Genomic DNA, 19523 nt, shown 5'->3' with positions numbered 1-19523 from the left:
GTGGGCGCTACAAACCGTGCTCAGCCTGTGACCGGAACGACGAAACGGTAGGCGACGACGACCGTCAACGCCCACAGGAAGTAGAAGATCGGCAGGCCCAGCAGGATCAGCCGCCACGCCTTCATCCCGCCGTGCGCGACCTTCCACAACGCGATCGAGGCGCCGACCCACGGCACCACGCCGAGGTACGACGTGCGGACCGCGTTGTCGGGCAGGTTGATCAGGACGATCGCCGCGTACCAGATGCCCGCGAACGCAAGGCACTGCCAGTAGGGCCTAGATGTGTGCATTGCTCCGGATTTCTCACGTGGACGGTGGTGGCGCCACGAAGGCGGCGCTGATCGTGACGAAGACCAGAGCGACGATCGACACGAGGAACGTCCACACGGCCAGTTGCCACCATTGTGCCGAGGGCGCGCCTCGGAACAGAAGCCGGCTCACAGCCGTGGCGAGGACCCAGGCGACGGCGGTGCCGGACAGTGCGCGCAGGTCGAAGTTCGTGGCGTCGTCCAGCGCCAGATACGCCATGGTGCCCAGCCAGACGGCGTTCAGCAGCGCGCACCACAGCAGCGTCCGCAGTCCCGTTTTCACCCGAACGAGCAGCTTCGTGGAGCAGGGTCAATCCCTAACGTCGGTCGCATGACTGCGATCACCTCCACGGCCTACAGCAGGGATCTCGGCGACGAGTTGCGGCGCCTGCGCGAGAAGTTCACGACGTTGACCGGTGCCTCGTTCGCGGAACAACTCGGGTGGGACCCCAGCAAGGTATCGAACATCGAGATGGGCAAGGCGCGTGCGAGCGAGATCGACCTCGTGCAGTACCTGATGACGTGCGGGCGGGACGCGAACTACTTCGAACGGTTCCGCGAGCGCTACCGCTTCGCCTTCGACCCGTACGTCGTGCTCGTGCCGGACAACCTGCGCACGCTCGCCAAGGCTGAGGCGCAGGCGAAGAAGATCACGACCTATGACGTGCACACGATTCCTGGCCTCATCCAGACCCCGGAGTACGCGCGAGGGCTGTTCGTCGAGGCGGGAAACACCAACCAGGACGAGATCGAGAAGGCCATTCAGGTGCGCACGGATCGTCAGGCGATCCTGAGGCGTCACAACCGCCCGGAGTGCACGTTCTACGTCCATGAACTCGCTCTGCAGCTTCGAGTGGGCGATGACCGAGTCATGGAGGAGCAGTACCTGCGGCTGCTCTTCCACACCCACATCGTGCGCATCGTGCCGATGGCGGCGGGCAACGGCCCGATCAGGTATTCGCCTCGCATGTTGTTCCACTTCGAGAAGCTGATCCCGGTGGCTTACAGCGAGACGGACCTCGCCAAGGTGTTCGCACATGATGGTGCGGCCATCGCGCAGAGCCGGGAGTTCTTTAAGTGGTTGGATGCCGTCGCATTGGATGAGGGACAATCGAGGAGCCTGCTGGCGACCTACGTCAGCGGACCTCGAAAGGACCTCGATGCTCCCCGAGCGAAGCTGGCGTAAGAGCACCCGCAGCCAAGGCCAGACCGACAGCGCCTGCGTTGAGGTGTCGCTCGCCCAGGACGCTCTCGTGCGTGACTCGAAGGCCACCGACGGTGACGCCCTGGTCTTCTCGATTCAGGCCTGGCGGGCGTTCGTGGTGAGCGTCGCCTGATCGGCTCAGCGGAAGTTCGGATGGCGTTCACCGTGTGAGCTGCGCCGCTCAGCGCGCCAACGGAAGTTTCGTCAGCGTAAACGCGTTATCCTCGGTACTCGCGAGACCCGAGGAGCGTGGGGTTGAGTCAAGACACCGAACCCGCTGCGACGGTTGTTCAACCGTCGGCTACCCGGCGTGTGCGCGCCCGCCTCGCGCGGCGCATCACCGCCCAACGTGCGGCCCCGGTGAAGCAGGTCCTCGAACCTCTCGCCGCAGCGCACTACGACCTCCATCCCAAGGCCGATCTGGCGCTTCTGCAGCACGCATATGACGTTGCCGAGGAGAAGCACCGCCCGCAGCGCCGCAAGTCCGGCGACCCGTACATCACCCACCCGCTCGCCGTGGCGACGATCCTCGCCGAGCTGGGCATGGACACCACGACGCTGGTGGCCGCGCTGCTGCACGACACCGTGGAAGACACCGACTACTCGCTCAACCAGCTGAAGGAAGACTTCGGTGAGGAAGTCGCCCGGCTGGTCGACGGCGTCACGAAGCTCGACAAGGTCAAGCTGGGGGCAGCGGCCGAGGCGGAGACCATCCGCAAGATGGTCATCGCGATGGCGAAGGACCCGCGGGTCCTGGTCATCAAGCTCGCCGACCGGCTGCACAACATGCGCACCATGCGGTTCCTGCCTCCGGAGAAGCAGGCCCGCAAGGCCCGTGAAACGCTCGAAGTGCTGGCGCCGCTGGCCCACCGCCTGGGCATGGCGACCGTCAAGTGGGAGCTGGAGGACCTCGCGTTCGCGATCCTGCAGCCCAAGAAGTACGACGAGATCGTGCGGCTGGTCGCGAAGCGGGCGCCGTCCCGCGACACGTACCTGCGGACCGTCGTCGAGGAGCTGAACGGCCAGCTGGAGGCCGCGCGGATCGTCGCGAAGGTCGAGGGCCGGCCGAAGCACTACTACTCGATCAACCAGAAGATGATCGTCCGCGGTCGCGACTTCGACGACATCCACGACCTGGTGGGCGTGCGGATCCTCGTCGACGAGGTGCGCGACTGCTACGCGGCCATGGGTGTGGTCCACGCGGCCTGGCAGCCGATGCCGGGGCGGTTCAAGGACTACATCGCGCAGCCGCGGTTCGGCGTGTACCAGTCGCTGCACACGACCGTGATCGGTCCCGACGGCAAGCCTCTTGAAGTGCAGATCCGCACGCAGGAGATGCACCAGAGGGCCGAGTACGGCATCGCGGCGCACTGGCGCTACAAGGAGACCAAGGGCACGCACAACGGCAAGTCCGTCGAGATCGACGAGATGGCGTGGATGCGCCAGCTCCTCGACTGGCAGCGGGAAGCCGCGGACCCCGGTGAGTTCCTGGAGGGCCTGCGCTGGGACCTCGCCGCGCGCGAGATCTTCGTGTTCACGCCGAAGGGCGACGTGGAGACGTTGCCGACGGGCTCCACGCCGGTCGACTTCGCCTACTCCGTCCACACCGAGGTCGGGCACCGTTGCATCGGCGCCCGCGTGAACGGTCGTCTCGTCGCTCTCGAACGCAAGCTGGAGAACGGCGAGGTCGTCGAGATCTTCACCTCCAAGGCGGAGGGTGCGGGTCCGTCCCGCGACTGGTTGAGCTTCGTCGCGTCGCCACGCGCCAAGGCGAAGATCAAGCAGTGGTTCGCCAAGGAGCGCAAGGAAGAGGCGATCGAGCAGGGCAAGGACGCGATCACCAAGGAGGTCCGCCGCGTCGGGCTTCCGATCCAGCGCCTCGTCTCGGTCGACTCGATGCAGGCCCTGGCCAAGGAACTGCACTACCCGGACATGAGCGCGCTGTACGCGGCGGTCGGCGAGGGTCACACCTCGGCCCGCCACGTCGTGCAACGGCTGGTCGCGCAGCTCGGCGGTGTGGATCACGCCGAGGAGGAACTGGCCGACCGCGCCACCCCGTCCACGGTCACCCGGCGCCGCCCCACCGGCGACGCGGGCGTGATCGTCAAGGACGCGGGCGACGTGTGGGTGAAGCTCGCCCGCTGCTGCACCCCGGTGCCGGGCGACGACATCCTGGGCTTCGTGACCCGAGGCGGCGGTGTCTCCGTGCACCGCACCGACTGCACGAACGCGGACGAGCTGCTGAAGTCGCCGGAACGTCTGCTCGACGTCGAGTGGGCGCCGTCGGCGTCATCGGTGTTCCTGGTCGCGATCCAGGTCGAGGCTCTTGATCGGCACCGGTTGCTCTCGGACGTCACGAAGGTGCTGGCCGACGAGCGCGTGAACATCCTGTCGGCGTCGGTGACGACGTCGCGCGACCGGGTGGCGGTGTCGCGGTTCTCGTTCGAGATGGGCGATCCGAAGCACCTCGGCCATGTCCTGAAGGCCGTCCGGAGCGTGGAGGGCGTCTACGACGTCTACCGCGTGACGTCGGCGTCCTAGCGTCCTGGCGTCCTAAAAGGTCCGCGTCAGCGAGACGACAGCGCGGTGTGAAATCTTCTCCTCACGGGGAAGATGCAGGAGCCCCCGGCCTCTCCAGGCCGGGGGCTCCTGCGTGTTCGGGGTGGGGTTGCGCCGGTTTATCGGATCGCTACACAGAGGTTATCGACTGGATGACGTTTGTCCTCCGACCGAGTGAAAAGTCAACATCCTCGGTCAAATATGAGCACAACGCGTAATGCTGGCAGGCGGATGGCTGACATGCATTGAGAGTCCAGCGTTAGCCAGCAAGGGGGATAAGACGATGGCCCGAGTGTTGAACGTGGTGGCCCACCACGACGATGACCTGCTGTTCCTGAGCCCGGATCTGATCGACGACATCCAGAGCGGCAACACCGTCCGGACGGTGTTCCTCGTCGCGTCCGATTACCACACGTTTCCGACCTACATGGAGGCGCGCGAGTTCGGCGTGCGCAACGCCTACGCGGGTGCCGCCGGTCTGGACGTGAACGACTGGCGCTCGTACGCGTACGGTGCGGGGAACCTCGGGGCGGACCTGTGGACACTGGGGGACAAGGTGTCCATTGTGGAGAACCGGTTGCCGGACAACGGAACCGCGCCCTTGAGTCGCTTGTGGAACTGCTACAAGTTCAACCAGTCGATCACCGGCCGGCCGCTCGACAACACCGGCGCCCAGACGACCGACCGGACCAAGCTGATCAACTTCCTGCGCGCCGTGATCGCGGACTTCCAGCCCGACATCATCCGGACCACGGACCCGTCAGCCGACCTGCAGAACCAGAACACGCCGTCGCTGAACCTGGAGGGCCTGTACTTCCACCGCGACCACGTGGCCGCCGCCCGGCTGCTGAAGACCGCGCTGCTGGACATCGCCGGTTCGCCGACCGTCGTCTACTACCGCGACTACACCATTCGTGACGAGTCCGCGAACCTCTCCCAGGCGGACGAGGACAACAAGCGCGACATCTTCCACCAGTTCGCGATCCACGACGTCGACATCTGCCCGAACCCGCCGAACAACTGCCCGCCGTCCGGTGGCTTCTACGACGACATGATGTTCAAGCAGTACCTGGCCAACGCCACCTGGATCGGTGACCGCGCCATTCCGCTGCCCGAGCAGGAGCCGGGCGTGGACTGGCCGGTCATGGACAGCTTCTTCAACGTCCGCAACCGCGGCACGAACCTCGAAATGGCCGTGAACAACGCCTCCACCGCGAACGGGGCGACGCTCATCGGCTGGGCGCACACCGGTTCCGCGAACCAGCGCTGGCAGGTCACGTGCAACGCGCAGGGCTGGGAGTTCATCGCGTCGCACTCCGGCAAGGCGTGGGACGTGCCGAGCTCCAGCCAGACCAGCGGCACGCAGCTCACCCAGTTCACGCGCACCGGCCTGATCAACCAGACCGTGCGGCTGCGGGGCAACTCGACGTCGGGCTGGCGGATGCTGTTCGCGCACTCCGGCCTCGCGCTGGCGGTGCAGGGGAGTGGCAACGGGGCGGCGATCGTGCAGCAGACGTTCACGGGAGCCAACAACCAGCTGTGGGACCTCGTGCCGGCCTGATCCGCACCGCGAAACGGCCCCGGAAGCGTGTGCTTCCGGGGCCGTTTCTGCAGGTCGAGCGTTAGTTCGCGACCGCTGCCGACTTGATGTCGACCGGGGTCTTCGGCTTGCCGTCACCCTGGCCGGGCGCCTGGGAGATCGTGCCGGTCTTCGCGACCTCGTCGATCTTCTTCAGCGACTCCTCGTCGACCGTGCCGAAGATCGTGTACTTCGGCTGCAGGTTCGCGCCGTCGCCGTAGACGATGAAGAACTGCGAGCCGTTCGTGTCCGGGCCCGAGTTCGCCATGGCGAGGACGCCGCGGCCGTAGGTCAGCTCCGGGTAGACCTCGTCCTTGAACGAGTAGCCGGGGCCGCCCATGCCGTTGCCGCCGGGGTCGCCGCACTGCAGGACCTGGATGCCGGTCACCACGAGGCGGTGGCAGGTCGTGTTGTCGAAGTACTTCTGCTTCGCCAGGTTCACGAAGTTGTTCACGGTGCACGGCGCGAGCGACTTGTCGAGGTTGAACTTCAGGTCGCCGATCGAGGTGCCGAGCGTGACGCCGACGGTGCCGGTGGCGGGCTGCTCGCCGTTCGCGGGCGGCGTGTTCTCCTTGGCCGCCGGCTCCTGGCCCTTCGTGTATTCACAATTCACCTTTTCCGGCAGCGCGGTCGGGCGCTTCGGAATCTGGTGCATCGCCGTGGGGATGTTCTCGGCCTTGTCCACCGACTCCTGCTGGGGAGTCTCCGACGCGGCTGCATCACCGTTGCCGAAGTCGTGGGTCGCGAGCCACCACACGCCACCTCCGACGAGCGCAACAACGACGACCGTCGAGACGACGGCGATGATGCGACGCTTCTTGGCCCGCTCCTGGCGGTAGACCATCTGACGCTCAAGCTTGCGCTTGGCTGCCGCGCGTCGCTGCTCGTTGGTGGGCACGTGCTCCCTCCCCAGGGACTCATGCGAAAAGGGCGGACGGACGGGGAGTCTAGGGCCTGGGCATATGAGCTTTGTGTGGTGGTTAGGCTGTGGTTGATTAGGGAGGTCATTTTCGTGCTCGTGATCGGGTTCCCGACCGGTGCGCTGCAGGCGAACTGCTTCGTCCTGGCAGCCGGTGAGGGTGAGCCCTGCGTGATCATCGATCCCGGTCAGGACGCGGTCGAGCCGATCGAGCAGGCGTTGCGCAAGCACCGGCTCGCGCCCGTCGCCGTGCTGCTCACGCACGGGCACTTCGACCACACGTTCTCCGTCACGCCCGTGTGCGACGGCAACGACATCCCCGCGTACATCCACCCCGACGACGTCGAGATGCTCGCGGACCCGTTGAAGGGCATCAGCCGGGAGTCCGCCGCGTTCTTCGGCGGCAACCTGGAGATGCGCGAGCCTTCCGAGGTCCTGGAGTTGAAGGACGGCGTGGATCTCGACCTGGCGGGGCTGAAGATCACCGTCGACCACACGCCGGGCCATACCGGCGGGTCGGTGATGTTCCGCTCCGGCGTGCAGGAAGGGGGTCGCCTGGTGATCTCGGGTGACACGCTCTTCGCCGGTTCCATCGGACGCACCGACCTGCCTGGCGGTGACCACTCGCGCATGTTGTCGTCTCTGCAGAACAAGGTCTTGACCTTGCCCGACGACACGGTGGTGCTGCCCGGCCACGGCCCGACGACGACCATTGGCCGCGAGCGTGCGACGAACCCCTACCTGGTTCAGCTGCAGGACGCTCCGGCCTCCCCGCACCGAGGACTCTGAGAAACGTGTTTTCCGCACCCAAAGGCGTTCCTGACTACATCCCGCCGACGTCCGCCGCTTTCGTGCACGTTCGGTCAACCCTGACCCGTGCCGCCGAGCTCGCGGGCTACGGCTACGTCGAGCTGCCGGTCTTCGAGGACACCGCGCTGTTCGCGCGCGGCGTCGGCGAGTCGACCGACGTCGTGTCGAAGGAGATGTACACCTTCCTCGACCGCGGTGACCGCTCCATCACGCTGCGGCCCGAGGGCACCGCGGGCGTGATGCGGGCCGTGATCGAGCACAGCCTCGACCGCGGCGCGTTGCCGGTGAAGCTCTTCTACGCGGGCCAGTTCTTCCGCGCCGAGGCGCCGCAGGCCGGCCGGTACCGGCAGTTCCACCAGGTCGGCATCGAGGCGATCGGCGTGGACGACCCGGCGCTCGACGCCGAGGTCATCGCGGTCGGCGACGCCGGGTTCCGTGCGCTGGGCCTGACCGGGTACCGCCTGGAGCTCACCTCGCTGGGTGACTCGAACTGCCGGCCGGCGTACCGCTCGTTGCTGCAGGAGTTCCTCTCGAAGCTGCCGCTGGACGAGGCGACCCGTCAGCGTGCCGAGCTGAACCCGCTGCGCGTGCTCGACGACAAGCGGCCCGAGGTGCGGGCGATGGTCGCCGACGCGCCGCTGATGGTGGATCACCTGTGCGACGCGTGCCGTGAGCACTACGAGCTGGTCAAGGGGTACTTGACCGAGCTGGGCGTGAAGTTCGTCGAGAATCCGCGCATGGTCCGCGGGCTCGACTACTACACGAAGACGACGTTCGAGTTCGTCCACGACGGGCTGGGCGCGCAGTCGGGCATCGGTGGTGGTGGCCGGTACGACGGCCTGATGGCGCAGCTGGGCGGCCAGGAGCTGTCCGGCGTCGGTTTCGGTCTCGGCGTGGACCGCGCGCTGCTGGCGGCGCAGGCCGAGGGCGTGCTGCCGTCGTTCAGCCGGGTCGACGTGATCGGCGTGCCGCTGGGCGAGGCCGCTCGGGCCAGGCTGGTGGCGATCGCCGGCGAGCTGCGTGCGGCCGGCGTCCGGACCGATCTGGTCTACGGCGGCAAGTCGATGAAGGCGGGTTTCAAGGCGGCGGACAAGTCCGGTGCGGCGTTGGCGCTGGTGCTGGGTGAGCGGGACCTGGAGGCCGGGGTGATCGGCGTGAAGACGCTGGCCACCGGTGACCAGGTGTCCGTGGCGCTGGCCGACGTGGTCGGGGCGGTCCGGGAAGCACTGGGTGCTGAGGCGGTGCGAGAGACCTCGTGAGCTCCGACGACAAGAGCGACAAGAGCGACAAGCTCGTCCTGGACCTGCTGGACAAGGCGACGGTCCGCAAGCGCGCCCGCATGGTCGCGATCGGCGGCCTGATGGTGGCGCTGGCGTTCGGCGCCGTCATCGGTTTCATCGGCGGCCGCTGGGCGGGCGTGATCACGTTCCTGATCATCTCCCTCCCGGTCGTGCTGCTGGCGCTGTCCGAGGCCCGCCGCACGGTGTGGCTGGAGGGCTCGACGGTCCACGTCCGCGCGTTCGGCACCCGCAAGGTCGACCTGTCCTCGGCCGACGCCCTGGACCTGCTGGTCACGGACCTGCGCGGCGCCCGCACGGTCGGCCTGTTCGTGCGCGGCGACAAGAAGGCCATCAACGTGGCCCTGTCGATGTACGCGGGCACCGGCGGCCGTGAGCTGGGCATCTACCAGCTGCGCCGCCTGGCGGACACGCTGGCGGGCCGTGGTGACACGCCTGGGCTGGTGTTCTCGGAGCTGCTCGTGGCGCAGCTGCGGGCTGAGGCGCGAGGGCTGTCGGCGGCGGAACGGCCGTTGTACCGGCTCGGGTCGTTGGCGCCGGGTGGGCGGATGGCGCAGAAGCTCCATCCGGACGCCGTGTCGAAGTTCGTGACGTCGCTGGACTGAGTTGGCTCCGTTTCGCAGCAACGCCCGGTTGCGCCTCAGGCCTCCTGTTCGGCGTGAGCGGGCACTGCCGCGTCCGGCGCGGCTGGTGCGGTCGACGTCGCTCCTGTTGCTGGTCGCGCTGTTCGTCGGCGGTCTCGGAGCGGCCTACCAGTTCTACCTGGACGGGGTGCCGGGGAGTCCGCGGCTGCCCAAACCCACCGAGGACAACCAGGTCGGGTCCGCCATCGGGGTGGTCGTGCCGCAGGGAGTCGAGCTCCGGCAGCGCATCTCCCTGGGCAAGGTGCACGAGTACCACCTGGACCACCGCGCGCCGACCTTCGACGAGCCGGACCCGGTGCTGGGGCTCGACCCCAGCACCATCCACCTGTCCTTCGAGTTCGTCGAGTACGAGCCTGTCCCGTTCGACCTGATCCTGGCGCTCGAAGGTGGGGCGCGGGTGCCGGACCTCTCCGCGGTTCGCGCGTTCACCTGGGAAAAGGACGGTGCACGGATCACCGTCGACGGTCCCTTCCAGCGTCCGGACAAGTCCGACCACGTGGTTCTGCACGTGACGCCCAAGCCGGCGTTCGTGCACGAAGACGGCACCACTTCGCGGTGGTCCATGCAGATCGAGGTTCTTCTTCGGCCGCTCTGGCCCTTCGCGGTCCGTGACAACGCGCGGGTGGTGTTGCGGACTCCGCTGTTCCACGGCGTGGTGCAATGCGCCGAACTCGACCCGCCGGACTGCCGGCAGCCTGAACCGCTCGAGGAGGAGGCGATGACGGTTCAGCTGGAGCTCGACCGGTCCGAGTGGAAGACCGACCTGCTGCACCCGGCGCCGGGCGAGGCCGACCGCGCCGACCTGACCGACAGCACGACCTGGTGGACCGCGCCCAAGATGCTCCGCGTCACCGGGAACTACGTGAACATCAACGCCGAGGCCGCCGGCCAGCGGCGGCTCTTCCTCGCGGGTCTGCTCGCCGGTTTCGCGTTGGGCCTGGTGCCTGTTGTCGTCGAGAAGATCCGTGCCGTGCGGTGAGCGAGTCGTGGTCGTTCGTGCCGAAGATCGTGCTGGCCGTGCTGTGGCTGGTGACGCTGCTGCGCCTGCTCTCGTGGCGGAAGTCCGGGCACCACCGCGTGATCACCTTGGTGTTCGTGTGCTTCGCCCTGTCCGAGACGGTGGTGCTGGAGAGGGCCCGGTTCGCCGTCGACGCGGCGCTCGGTGTCCCTGAGCTGTGGCGCCTGTTCGCCGACCTGTTCGGACTGCTCGGAGTCGTTCTCCCGCTGGAGGTCGCGCTGGCTGGGGCCCGGCGGGTGGTCGTGCGTGGTGCGCGGGCTGTTTTCCTGAGCTTGATGGCGTGCATGACCGCGTTCTTCTTCGCCATGCCACGTGCACAAGAGGGTCTCCTGACGTGGGACGTGCGGGATCCTGCGGTCCTGGCGTACAAGCTGACGCACAGCGCGTGTCTGGCGATCGCGATGTGCGTCATGTTCGCGATCCTGTTCCCGCAGTGGCGGTCCGTGCGGCCGGGGGCGCTGCGGACGGCGTTGCTGCTGCTGTTGTCGAGTTCCGTGACAGGCCTCGTCTTCAGCGCGTGGAACACCTGGAACGTCGTCGCGCACACATTCGGGTTCAGGTGGTCGGCCCACGTTCCCATGTACAACACGCTGACGTACCTGCTGCTGTACCTCGCTCTGGTGCTGGCGGGCCTCGGCGGGCTCGTGCGGGTCCTTCACCGGTGGCGCGAATATCTCGTCCGGTACCGCACCTACCACCGCCTCGGCCGGCTTTGGGCGGAGCTCACCGGCGCCGTTCCGTCTGTCGTGCTCGAACGGCCTCCACGCGTGCTGTTCTCGTCGCTCGAACTGCGGCTGTTCCGGCGAGTGGTGGAGATCCGCGACGCGCAGATCGAGCTCGTCGGTCGTGTGTCGCCCACGCTCCGTGAGGAAGCACGGATCGCGTTGAACGGCACGAACGACGAACTGGACGCGTGCACGTTGCTGATGGCGTTGCGGCTCACGCGAGACGGCGCGCCGACGCTGGCGGAGCCGGTGGAACTGACCTGGGCCGCGGACCTGGGCCTGGACGGTGAGCTGAGGAGCCTGCTGGCGCTCGACCACGCGATGCGCCGCCCGGCGGTCGGCGAGGCCGCCGGGCGTGCGCTGCGGTCAGCCGACCTGCTTGACGCGGAAGAACGCCGTGCCGTGAGCGGGAACCTTCGCGCTGATCGTGCCTGAGCTGTAGGTGACCTTCTTCGACCAGAGGTCCTTGACCTCGTACCGCGCGATGCTCAGCATCCCGGCTTCCCTTGCGTTGGTGGAGATCGTCGCGGCGCTGTCGGTCTCGTTGTAGAGCGCGATCGCCGTGTCGCCGTTGGCCAGCGGCTTGGACAGCACCCGCAGTCCGCCCTTGTTCGACACCTGCTCGCCCTGCTTGCCCAGCGGGTCCTGGTTGACCGCGATCGCGTCGTCGTTGGCGAGGATCTTGAGGTCCTCCTCGGACGCCTTGGTCAGGTCGGTGCCGATGAGCAGCGGCGCGGCCATGATCGACCACATCGACATCTGCGTCTGCTCCTCGGTCTGGGTGAGCTCGCCGTTGCCGATCTCCAGCATGTCCGGGTCGTTGAACGCGCCGGGCTTGGCCCACTTGTGCAGCGGGATGTTCTTACCGATGATCATCTTGATCCGCGGCCACTGCGGGCGGATGTCGGTGGTGGTGCGCCAGATGTTGCCGATCTGCGGTGACCACGGGAACGGCGAGATGCCCCGGTCGCCCTTCTGGCACAGGCTGTAGAGGATCTTCTGGCCGGTCTCGCGTTCGGCCGCCAGGAGCGCTTCGCCCATCGCGGTGTAGCGGGCGACGGTGCGCTCGTAGTTGTCGTCGGCGGGCTGGTTGCAGTTGTCGTACTTCATCAGGTCGACCTTCCAGCGCGCCCACTGGAGAGCGTCGATCTTCTCGAAGCCGAACGAGCCCGGGAAGCCCTTCTTGTCGCACGTCCTGGAGCCCGAGTCGGCGTAGATGCCGAGCTTGAGGCCCTGCGCGTGCACGTAGTTCGCCATGCCGTCGATGCCGTCGGGGAACTTCGCGCGGTCCACCACGAGGTTGCCGTCCTGGGCGCGTTGGGGGAGCGCCCAGCAGTCGTCGATGTTGACGTAGTTGTAGCCGCGCTGCTGGAGCGTGCGGCCGTCGATCTTGCGGGTGTGCAGGAAGTCCGCGATCTTGCGCATGAACGCCTGGTTCACGTCGCAGCGGACCGCGTTCCAGTTGTTGAAACCCATCGGAGGTGTGCGGGCCAGGCCGTTGTCCAGCGCCTGGGCCGGTGTGACGACTATCCCGCTCAACAGCAGAACAAATACCGCGATGATGCGCACCGACGTCCTCCTGAAGCTCGACACGGAGGCGGCGGAGGTCCGATGTTTCTGTTCTGAAGGCTAGCGGGTCAGGTGTCGGGGAGGCCAGCGGTGGCGTGCGCCGGCGGTCAGGTGCCCCAGAGGCCGGCAGGAGGCGCGGGCGAGAGAGTCGCCGTCTCATCGGTCGTGACCGGTGTACCGCCGATGAACTTCGTCAGGCCCGTGCCGTGTTCGACCCGCCCAGGGAACGGATCTCCGGCCGTGGCGCGCATCAGTTGCTGCATCGGCAACCCGGTGTGCGACCCGAAGATCACGAAGTTCCCGAACCTCCGCCCGCGGAACACGCCTGGTTCGGCGAGCACGCACACATGCTCGAACACCGCGCGCACGGTCGCGCACTGCGCCCGTGCGAACTGCAGCCCGTTGCCGTCGCCGATGTTCGCCGCGTAGACCCCGTCCTCGACCAGCGCCGCCGACGCCTGCCGCACGTACTCGACCGACGTCAGGTGGGCGGGCGTGCGGGCACCGGCGAAGCAGTCCGTGACGATCAGGTCGAACGAGCCCGGCCGGGAGCGCGCGAGCACAGCGCGTGCGTCGCCTGTGGTGATCTTCACTCGCGGGGGTGGAGGTAGTTCGCGGCGAACGAACGCGATCAACCCAGCGTCGATCTCGGCCACCTGCTGAGACGCGCGGGGGAGCAGTTCGGCCACGTAACGCGCTAGCGTGAGAGCGCCACCACCGAGGTGGAGCACACGCGAGGGTGCGGTGAGATCGACGATGTGACCGAGGCGGCGGACGTACTCGAACTCCAGGTACGACGGATCGTCCAGGTCCACATGCGACTGTGGGGTTCCGTTGACCCGCAACGTCCACGAGCGACGACCACCGATGTCGGGGATCAGTTCGGCAACGCCGGAGTCGATCGACTCGGTGATCGTCTCGGTGTCGGGCCGCTGTCTTCCCACTGCTCTATTCTCTCAGTACTCATCGCTTCTTGGGGTGTGCGTCGCTCCAGAGGAGGACCTAAGTGCAGGTTATCGCCAACATCCTGATCGCCCTGGTGGCGTTGATCCACATCTACATCGTGGTGCTGGAGATGTTCCTCTGGACGACACCGCGCGGTCAGAAGGCGTTCGGGATCACCCCGGAGTTCGCGGAGGCGTCGAAGTCCCTCGCCGCGAACCAGGGCCTCTACAACGGCTTCCTCGCCGCCGGCCTCATCTACGCGCTGATCCGCCAGGACTTCGGTGCCAGTGTGCTCTTCACCGTGTTCGTGATCGTCGCCGGCATCTACGGCACGTTCACGGCGAGCCGGAAGATCTTCTTCGTGCAGGTGGTGCCTGGCGCGCTGGCGCTGCTCTTCGTGCTGCTCGCTCGGTAGGTCGCTCCCACGGCCCCTTGTCGGGGTCGTAGCCGATGAAGAGGTCGCCCTCGATCCGGTTCCGCCGCTGCGCAGCAGGCTCTTTGGCGGCAGGCTTGGCAGCAGGCTTTCGGGCAGGTTTTTCGGGCTCTGAGGGCACGGAAGGTTCCGGAACGGCTGGGGCGACCTCTTGGCGCACGGCCACCAGCGCGGCCAGCGCGGTGGTCACGGGGATCGCCGCCACCAGGCCGATGCTGCCGACCAGCGTCCGCACGATCTCCTGCGCGATCTGCTGCGCGGTCAGGATCTCGCCCATCGACCGCCCGGCCAGCGAGATCGCCAGCAGCAACGGCAGCGCCGCGCCGGCGTAGGCCATCACGAGCGTGTTCACGACGGACGACATGTGGTCGCGCCCGATCCGCGACCCGGCCGCGAAGAGCTCGCGCCACGTCAGCTTGTCGTTCGCGCGCCGCAGCTCCCACACCGCGCTGGTCTGTGTGACCGTCACGTCGTCGAGCACACCCAACGCGCCGATGAGCGTGCCCGCGAGCAGCAGCCCGCGCGTGTCGATGTCCGTGCCGAGCACCGTGACGAGGTTGATCGTGTCCTCGTCCAGGCCCGTCAGCGACGAGGCCGCCGAGAACAGCGCGCCCAGCACCCCGATCAGCGCGAGGCTGACCAACGTGCCGAGCACGGCCGTCGACGTTCTGGCTGAGATGCCGTGGGTCAGGTAGAGGACCACGAACATGATCAGCCCGGCGCCGACCACCGCCACCATCAGCGGGTTCTCGCCCGCGAGGATCGACGGCATGATGAACAGCACCAGCACCACGAAGCTCAGCAGCAACGCGCCGAGCGCCGCGAGCCCCTGCCACCGGCCGAGCAGCAACACGGCCGCCGCGAAGAGCACGGCCAGGACGACCAGCGACCAGCCGCGTTGGAAGTCGACGATCTGGTACGACTCGGCGGCCTGCGGCTGACTGCCCGAATAGGACAGCACGACCTCGTCGCCGACGTCGAAGTGCGGTGCTCCCGGGCCGTGCACGCTCGGGATCGTGATGCTCTGGCCGCTCGCGGCGCCGTCCGACATCCGCACGGTCACCGCGATGCACTTCTCGCCGCAGTTCTCCTGCACGCCGGTGACGACGGCGTTGACCGGCTGCTGGTGCAGCCCGACCTCGGCGCCGGTCTTCTGCTCGTGCCCGAACGGGTAGAGCAGCGCCGCACCGACGATCGTGGCCAGCGCCAATGGCACCAACAGCCACATCAGCAACGTGCGCACGCGCTGCGACGCGGGTTCTGCCTCCTGCGCGTGGCTATGCCCGTGTCCGTGACCCACGCGTGACATCCTGCCTCATCAGCCGTTCGATCTCCGTGACGGCCGTCGCGAACCGGTCCTCGGTCAGCTTCAGCCACGGCACACCACGCGCCGCCAGCTCCTGTTCGAACAGGCCGGTCATCCACTCCCGCAGGTGCTCGCCGTCGCGCCAGCCGTCCTGTTCGAACGGCACGCCCACGTGGTCGGTCAGCAGGTAGAGGTGCGGTTCGGTGCCGCGGAAGACGTTTGGCCGGAAACCGAGGTAGCGCTCGCCCCAGACGGTCGCGGCGAACGCGTCGTTGTCCGCGACGACCAGTGGCGCGGTCTCGGCGTGGATCCGCCGCTCCTGTTCGCGGGCAACGTCTTCGAAGTCGCCCAGCGTCCACACCAGACTGTCCACGGTGGCCTCGGTGTCGAACGCCCGCGCGGCGCGCAGTTTGTGTTCGGTGTGCTCGCGGCCGTACTCGGGGATCCACGGCGCGTCGAAGTGCTCGGCGAGCTGTTTGGACAGTGTTGTCGTGCCGGTGCTCTCAGCTCCGACGACCACGACTTTCCTGCCGAGGCCTCGTTGCGTCGCGGGGGCGAGGTGGTGCCAGTTCGCCAGCGGGTCGGTCCTGACCGCCGTTCCGGACACGGGGTGCGTGAGGCGGTCCAGGTCGACGAGCACGTGTTGCGCGCCAAGCCGCTGCGCCAGCTCCTCGCCGTACTTCTCGCTGGAGAACACGACGTCGACCGGAGCCTTCGACGGGTCGCCGTCCGCGATCGCGCGCCGGGCGAGCACTGCGCGCGTCAGTTCGACGTGCAGGTTCCAGATCTCGTCGGACTCGAAGTCCATCGGGTGGTCGTCGAGGTCGCCGATGATCCGGATGCTCGGGTCGGGGTGGGTCTCGGTGAGCCACCGCACGCGATGTTCGAGCGGGATGGTTTCCGCTGACGCCGCGAGCACGGTGACGGTCGTGCGTTCGCTTCTGGATGCCGCCGTCTCGATCAGGTGGTGATGCCCGTTGTGCGGTGGGTAGAACTTGCCGAGCACCAGGGCGTGTTCGAACTCCTTCATACGCGCACCACGTCCCGCGTCCACGAACGCAGCCCGATCACACAGAGCACCATGAACCCCACGTACAACACTGCTGTCAGATATAGCTCCTTGTACGCGTAGAGCGGCACGTAGATCACGTCCGCGGCGATCCACAGCCACCAGCACTCGACCTTCTTGCGCGCCTGCCCCCACGTCGCGAGCAGCGACAACACCGTCGTGATGGCGTCCCAGAACGGCACGTTCGACTCGGTGAACGTCACGAGAACCCAGTGCAGGAGCCCGGTTCCGAGCACCCCGGCGACCGCGAGCCAGATCCACTGCTGCTGCGTCGTGCGGGTCACGCTGAGGGCCGTGTGCTGGTCGCCGCCGCGCAGCCACGCCCACCAGCCGTAGAGGGCGAGCCCGATGTAGACGACCTGCAGCCCTGAGTCCGCGTACAGCCCGCTGCCCCAGAACAGCACGAGGAACGCGATGTTGTTGGCGATGCCGATGGGCCAGTTCCAGGGGTTTTGCCGGGCGACGAGCCACACGCAGAGTGCGCCGGTGATGAAGCCTGCTACCTCAATGGGTGACACGTGCGCTCCTTGACCGCTGTTCGAACATGTGTTCGAATCGAGGTGTGCGATGGGACGGACAGAAACTCGAGGCAGAGCCGCAGCAGGCACTACCGGGGCTACCGGGACTGGTGCGCAGCGTACGAACTCCTGAGTTCGCGGACGTGGTGTTCCACGAGGTCCGCGCCAAATCCGTGCTCAACGGGGTTCCAGGATCATCGCTGCCCTTCTCGTGGACCGTGAACCCGTATCGGGGCTGCTCACACGCCTGCACCTACTGCCTGGCCGGCGACACACCGATCCTGATGGGCGACGGCCGCACCAAGCCGCTGTCGTCGTTGCGGGTCGGCGACGAGATCTACGGCACAGAGCTCGTCGGCAACTACCGGCGCTACAAGCTCACGACCGTTCTCGCGCACTGGGAAACGCGGAAGCTCGCGTACCGGCTGACGTTGGAGGACGGCACCTCGGTGGTCGCGTCCGGTGATCACCGCTTCCTGACCGACCGCGGCTGGAAGCACGTGACCGGCGAGACCGCCGGCACGGGCCGCCGCCCGCACCTCACGACCGGCAACAAGCTGATGGGCACGGGGGCTTTCGTCGAGCAGCCGACCGTGACCGACGACTACCGCCGCGGCTACCTGCGCGGCATGGTCGACGACGAGAACGAGTTCCGGATCCCCTTGGCCGACATAGAGGCCATGGACCGCACCCAGGAGTATCTCGACTACTTCGGTGTGCGAGAAGGCGAGGGATTTCTGCACCAAGTGCGCGAGCTCGCGCACTGGCAGATAGCCCCGAACCCGGACTGGCTCAAGGGATTCCTGGCCGGCGCGTTCGACTACCTCGGGACCTGCTCGCGCAGCATCCTGCGCATGTCGACGCGCAACGCGACTGTTGTGGAGGCGATTGTCCTTGCGCTGAAGCACTTCCACTTCGACTTCGCGATCGAGGAACTCAAGCGTCGTCGTGGCGTGCGGGTCGTGCGTCTGCGTGGTGGGCTGCGGGAGAACCTGCGGTTCTTCCACACCGTCGACCCGGCGATCACGCGCAAGCGCGACATCGACGGCGTGGCGATCAAGTCGCAGCAACCGTTGGGTGTGGTGTCCGTCGAGGCTCTTGCCGAGGTGCCGCTGTACGACATCACGACCGGCACGGGTGACTTCATCGCGAACGGTGTGGTGTCGCACAACTGCTTCGCCCGCAAGACTCATTCCTATTTGGACCTCGACACCGGTCGCGACTTCGACAGCCAGCTGATCGTCAAGGTCAACGCGGGGGAGGTGTTGTCGCGTCAGCTGCGTTCTGCTCGGTGGAAGCAGGAGCACGTCGCGCTGGGCACGAACACCGATCCCTACCAGCGGGCGGAGGGGCGGTACGCCTTGATGCCAGGGATCATCGAGGCCCTGACCGCCTCCCGCACGCCGTTCTCGATCCTGACGAAGGGCACGCTGCTGGCCCGTGATCTGCCGTTGTTGAGTGCGGCGGCCGAGGTCGTGCCGGTGGGGATCGCGGTGTCGCTGGCGTTGATGGACCGGGATCTGCACAAGTCCTTGGAGCCCGGTACTCCTACGCCCGCTGCTCGGTTGGATCTGGTGCGGAAGGTTCGGGAGGCCGGCTTGCCCTGCGGGGTGTTCGTGGCGCCCGTGCTGCCCGAGCTGACGGATTCCGTTGAGCAGCTGGACTTCCTGCTGGAGCAGATCGCTGCCGCTGGAGCGACCGGGGTGACGGTGCTGCCGTTGCACCTGCGGCCAGGGGCTCGGGAGTGGTTCGCGGCTTGGCTTCGTCGCGAGCATCCCGATCTCGTTGAGACGTATCGGTATCTGTACGGTTCTGGGTCCTATGTGGACAAGCGGTACCGGGCTCGACTGACGGCGCGGGTCGTACCGTTGATCGAGAAGCACGGGTTGGTGCCGCGTGGGCGTTCTACCGACGCTGTCACCGGTGTGCCCGGCGACGACGACGGCGTGTGGCCCGACGGCAGCTTGCCGGTGGGTGTGCCGGCTCCTCGGGTGGACCAGGAGCAGCTCACCCTGCTGTGATGTTTTCGAGCTCCGGCTCGCTGAAGTGGAGGACTTCGTAGACACCCTCTTCCCCGGGGTGTTCCTCCCACAGTTCGAAACGCACGACTTCCCACGTGCGCGGATCAACGCCCAGGGCCGCTGAGTGCAGGCCGGGCTTCTTCTCCAGTTCCGCTTCTTGGACGACTTCGATCGGGTTCGCCTCGGGCGCGAGCCTGGTGATCTGTCGTGTCGCGTAGTTCGCCTTCGTTGCGTCACCGCGTAGAAACGCCACTCCGGGCCAGTGCAGGACTGTCGGCCTGCCGAAGCTGGCGAGGATGTTCTGGAAGCCGCCGCCGCGGTACAGGAACTCGGCCATGCCGGCCGTCGTGTTCCAGACGTAGAACGGCGCGTACTGGGTGTCGCGGACCAGATATGCCTTGAAGCCCAGTCCCTTGAAGTCGTCCAGCGCGTGGCCGCGGGTGCGGACCCGTTCGCGGATGATCTCCATGTCGTAGTCCGTGGGCAGCGTGATCTCGTACTGCATCGCGATCATGCGGTCATCTTCTCAGCGCTCGTGAGCGCCGACATCGTGTTTTGGGTCTTGTGGCCAGTGGTCCTCCTGGTCCCGGGGCTGTCA

The 19523-nt window shown here is 67.1% G+C and carries 20 protein-coding genes; 11 read left to right on the top strand and 9 right to left on the bottom strand.

What is annotated here, in order from left to right; genetic code table 11:
* Positions 1–20: 20 nt before the first annotated feature.
* Together LFM09_RS01890 and LFM09_RS01885 are read right to left on the bottom strand one after the other, a co-directional pair.
* Complete coding sequence (locus LFM09_RS01890; RefSeq protein ID WP_414094449.1) at positions 21–290, bottom strand: hypothetical protein; 270 nt, start codon at positions 288–290, stop codon at positions 21–23.
* 13 nt (positions 291–303) lie between these two features.
* Positions 304–591, bottom strand: a complete 288-nt coding sequence (locus LFM09_RS01885) for a hypothetical protein (protein WP_414094448.1) — start codon at positions 589–591, stop codon at positions 304–306.
* Between the two features lie 48 nt (positions 592–639).
* Here LFM09_RS01885 and LFM09_RS01880 point away from each other — a divergent pair, with 48 nt between their 5' ends.
* The 4 genes from LFM09_RS01880 to LFM09_RS01865 all read left to right on the top strand — a co-directional run bounded on the left by LFM09_RS01880 (position 640) and on the right by LFM09_RS01865 (position 5632).
* The gene (locus LFM09_RS01880; protein ID WP_414094447.1) at positions 640–1494 is read left to right on the top strand and encodes a helix-turn-helix domain-containing protein; all 855 of its coding nucleotides are present in this window, start codon (positions 640–642) and stop codon (positions 1492–1494) included.
* Complete coding sequence (locus tag LFM09_RS01875) at positions 1469–1645, top strand: DUF397 domain-containing protein (RefSeq protein ID WP_414094446.1); 177 nt, start codon at positions 1469–1471, stop codon at positions 1643–1645. Before LFM09_RS01880 ends, LFM09_RS01875 begins: the two co-directional genes overlap by 26 nt.
* 122 nt (positions 1646–1767) lie before the next feature.
* Complete coding sequence (locus tag LFM09_RS01870; protein ID WP_414094445.1) at positions 1768–4053, top strand: RelA/SpoT family protein; 2286 nt, start codon at positions 1768–1770, stop codon at positions 4051–4053.
* Between the two features lie 301 nt (positions 4054–4354).
* Entirely contained in the window at positions 4355–5632 is a 1278-nt protein-coding gene (locus tag LFM09_RS01865; protein WP_414094444.1) for an RICIN domain-containing protein, read from the top strand.
* Between the two features lie 61 nt (positions 5633–5693).
* Here the strand turns inward: LFM09_RS01865 and LFM09_RS01860 are convergent, their stop codons facing one another.
* Complete coding sequence (locus tag LFM09_RS01860) at positions 5694–6548, bottom strand: peptidylprolyl isomerase (RefSeq protein WP_414094443.1); 855 nt, start codon at positions 6546–6548, stop codon at positions 5694–5696.
* Positions 6549–6662: 114 nt separating this feature from the next.
* Here LFM09_RS01860 and LFM09_RS01855 point away from each other — a divergent pair, with 114 nt between their 5' ends.
* Genes LFM09_RS01855 through LFM09_RS01835 form a run of 5 tightly spaced genes read left to right on the top strand, consistent with a single transcriptional unit; the run spans position 6663 to position 11499 of the window.
* A complete protein-coding gene (locus LFM09_RS01855) occupies positions 6663–7358 on the top strand; it encodes an MBL fold metallo-hydrolase (RefSeq protein ID WP_414094442.1) in 696 nt (231 codons plus the stop codon).
* Positions 7355–8638 (top strand): histidine--tRNA ligase, encoded by a 1284-nt coding sequence (hisS, locus tag LFM09_RS01850; protein WP_414094670.1) that lies wholly within the window; start codon positions 7355–7357, stop codon positions 8636–8638. The genes LFM09_RS01855 and hisS overlap by 4 nt, the downstream gene beginning before the upstream one ends.
* A complete protein-coding gene (locus LFM09_RS01845) occupies positions 8635–9282 on the top strand; it encodes a hypothetical protein (protein WP_414094441.1) in 648 nt (215 codons plus the stop codon). Before hisS ends, LFM09_RS01845 begins: the two co-directional genes overlap by 4 nt.
* 1 nt (position 9283) lies before the next feature.
* Complete coding sequence (locus LFM09_RS01840) at positions 9284–10300, top strand: hypothetical protein (RefSeq protein ID WP_414094440.1); 1017 nt, start codon at positions 9284–9286, stop codon at positions 10298–10300.
* The gene (locus LFM09_RS01835; protein WP_414094439.1) at positions 10297–11499 is read left to right on the top strand and encodes an MAB_1171c family putative transporter; all 1203 of its coding nucleotides are present in this window, start codon (positions 10297–10299) and stop codon (positions 11497–11499) included. The genes LFM09_RS01840 and LFM09_RS01835 overlap by 4 nt, the downstream gene beginning before the upstream one ends.
* On the opposite strand, the gene LFM09_RS01830 is transcribed toward LFM09_RS01835, so the two are convergent.
* Positions 11431–12633: a glycoside hydrolase family 27 protein gene (locus LFM09_RS01830; protein ID WP_414094438.1), complete on the bottom strand. Its 1203-nt coding sequence runs from the start codon at positions 12631–12633 to the stop codon at positions 11431–11433. The two genes, LFM09_RS01835 and LFM09_RS01830, sit on opposite strands and share 69 nt — an antisense overlap.
* Before the next feature lie 107 nt (positions 12634–12740).
* Positions 12741–13577: a spermidine synthase gene (locus LFM09_RS01825; RefSeq protein ID WP_414094437.1), complete on the bottom strand. Its 837-nt coding sequence runs from the start codon at positions 13575–13577 to the stop codon at positions 12741–12743.
* Between the two features lie 62 nt (positions 13578–13639).
* Between LFM09_RS01825 and LFM09_RS01820 the strand changes: the two genes are divergently transcribed.
* Positions 13640–13993, top strand: coding sequence for a DUF1304 domain-containing protein (locus LFM09_RS01820; RefSeq protein WP_414094436.1), 354 nt, complete (start codon positions 13640–13642; stop codon positions 13991–13993).
* Here LFM09_RS01820 and LFM09_RS01815 read toward each other — a convergent pair.
* Genes LFM09_RS01815 through pnuC form a run of 3 tightly spaced genes read right to left on the bottom strand, consistent with a single transcriptional unit; the run spans position 13914 to position 16904 of the window.
* The gene (locus tag LFM09_RS01815) at positions 13914–15311 is read right to left on the bottom strand and encodes a YibE/F family protein (RefSeq protein WP_414094435.1); all 1398 of its coding nucleotides are present in this window, start codon (positions 15309–15311) and stop codon (positions 13914–13916) included. The genes LFM09_RS01820 and LFM09_RS01815 overlap by 80 nt on opposite strands.
* Positions 15289–16347, bottom strand: a complete 1059-nt coding sequence (locus LFM09_RS01810) for an AAA family ATPase (RefSeq protein WP_414094434.1) — start codon at positions 16345–16347, stop codon at positions 15289–15291. The genes LFM09_RS01815 and LFM09_RS01810 overlap by 23 nt, the downstream gene beginning before the upstream one ends.
* A complete protein-coding gene (gene pnuC, locus LFM09_RS01805; RefSeq protein ID WP_414094433.1) occupies positions 16344–16904 on the bottom strand; it encodes a nicotinamide riboside transporter PnuC in 561 nt (186 codons plus the stop codon). The genes LFM09_RS01810 and pnuC overlap by 4 nt, the downstream gene beginning before the upstream one ends.
* A gap of 26 nt (positions 16905–16930) precedes the next feature.
* On the opposite strand from pnuC, the gene LFM09_RS01800 reads away from it, so the two are divergent.
* Entirely contained in the window at positions 16931–18925 is a 1995-nt protein-coding gene (locus LFM09_RS01800) for an intein-containing Rv2578c family radical SAM protein (protein ID WP_414094432.1), read from the top strand.
* On the opposite strand, the gene LFM09_RS01795 is transcribed toward LFM09_RS01800, so the two are convergent.
* The gene (locus tag LFM09_RS01795) at positions 18912–19439 is read right to left on the bottom strand and encodes a DUF4865 family protein (protein ID WP_414094431.1); all 528 of its coding nucleotides are present in this window, start codon (positions 19437–19439) and stop codon (positions 18912–18914) included. The two genes, LFM09_RS01800 and LFM09_RS01795, sit on opposite strands and share 14 nt — an antisense overlap.
* Between the last annotated feature and the right edge of the window lie 84 nt (positions 19440–19523).

Source organism: Lentzea alba (assembly GCF_047445655.1).
Taxonomy (GTDB): Bacteria; Actinomycetota; Actinomycetes; order Mycobacteriales; family Pseudonocardiaceae; genus Lentzea; species Lentzea alba_A.
This window is presented reverse-complemented; position numbering and strand designations above follow the sequence as displayed.

Coding starts and splice junctions, on each gene's coding strand:
- LFM09_RS01865 (WP_414094444.1), top strand. CDS start 4,355: ATGGCCCGAGTGTTGAACGTGGTGGCCCACCACGACGATGACCTGCTG.
- LFM09_RS01795 (WP_414094431.1), bottom strand. CDS start 19,439: ATGATCGCGATGCAGTACGAGATCACGCTGCCCACGGACTACGACATG.
- LFM09_RS01810 (WP_414094434.1), bottom strand. CDS start 16,347: ATGAAGGAGTTCGAACACGCCCTGGTGCTCGGCAAGTTCTACCCACCG.
- LFM09_RS01880 (WP_414094447.1), top strand. CDS start 640: ATGACTGCGATCACCTCCACGGCCTACAGCAGGGATCTCGGCGACGAG.
- LFM09_RS01890 (WP_414094449.1), bottom strand. CDS start 290: ATGCACACATCTAGGCCCTACTGGCAGTGCCTTGCGTTCGCGGGCATC.
- LFM09_RS01800 (WP_414094432.1), top strand. CDS start 16,931: ATGTGTTCGAATCGAGGTGTGCGATGGGACGGACAGAAACTCGAGGCA.
- LFM09_RS01875 (WP_414094446.1), top strand. CDS start 1,469: ATGCTCCCCGAGCGAAGCTGGCGTAAGAGCACCCGCAGCCAAGGCCAG.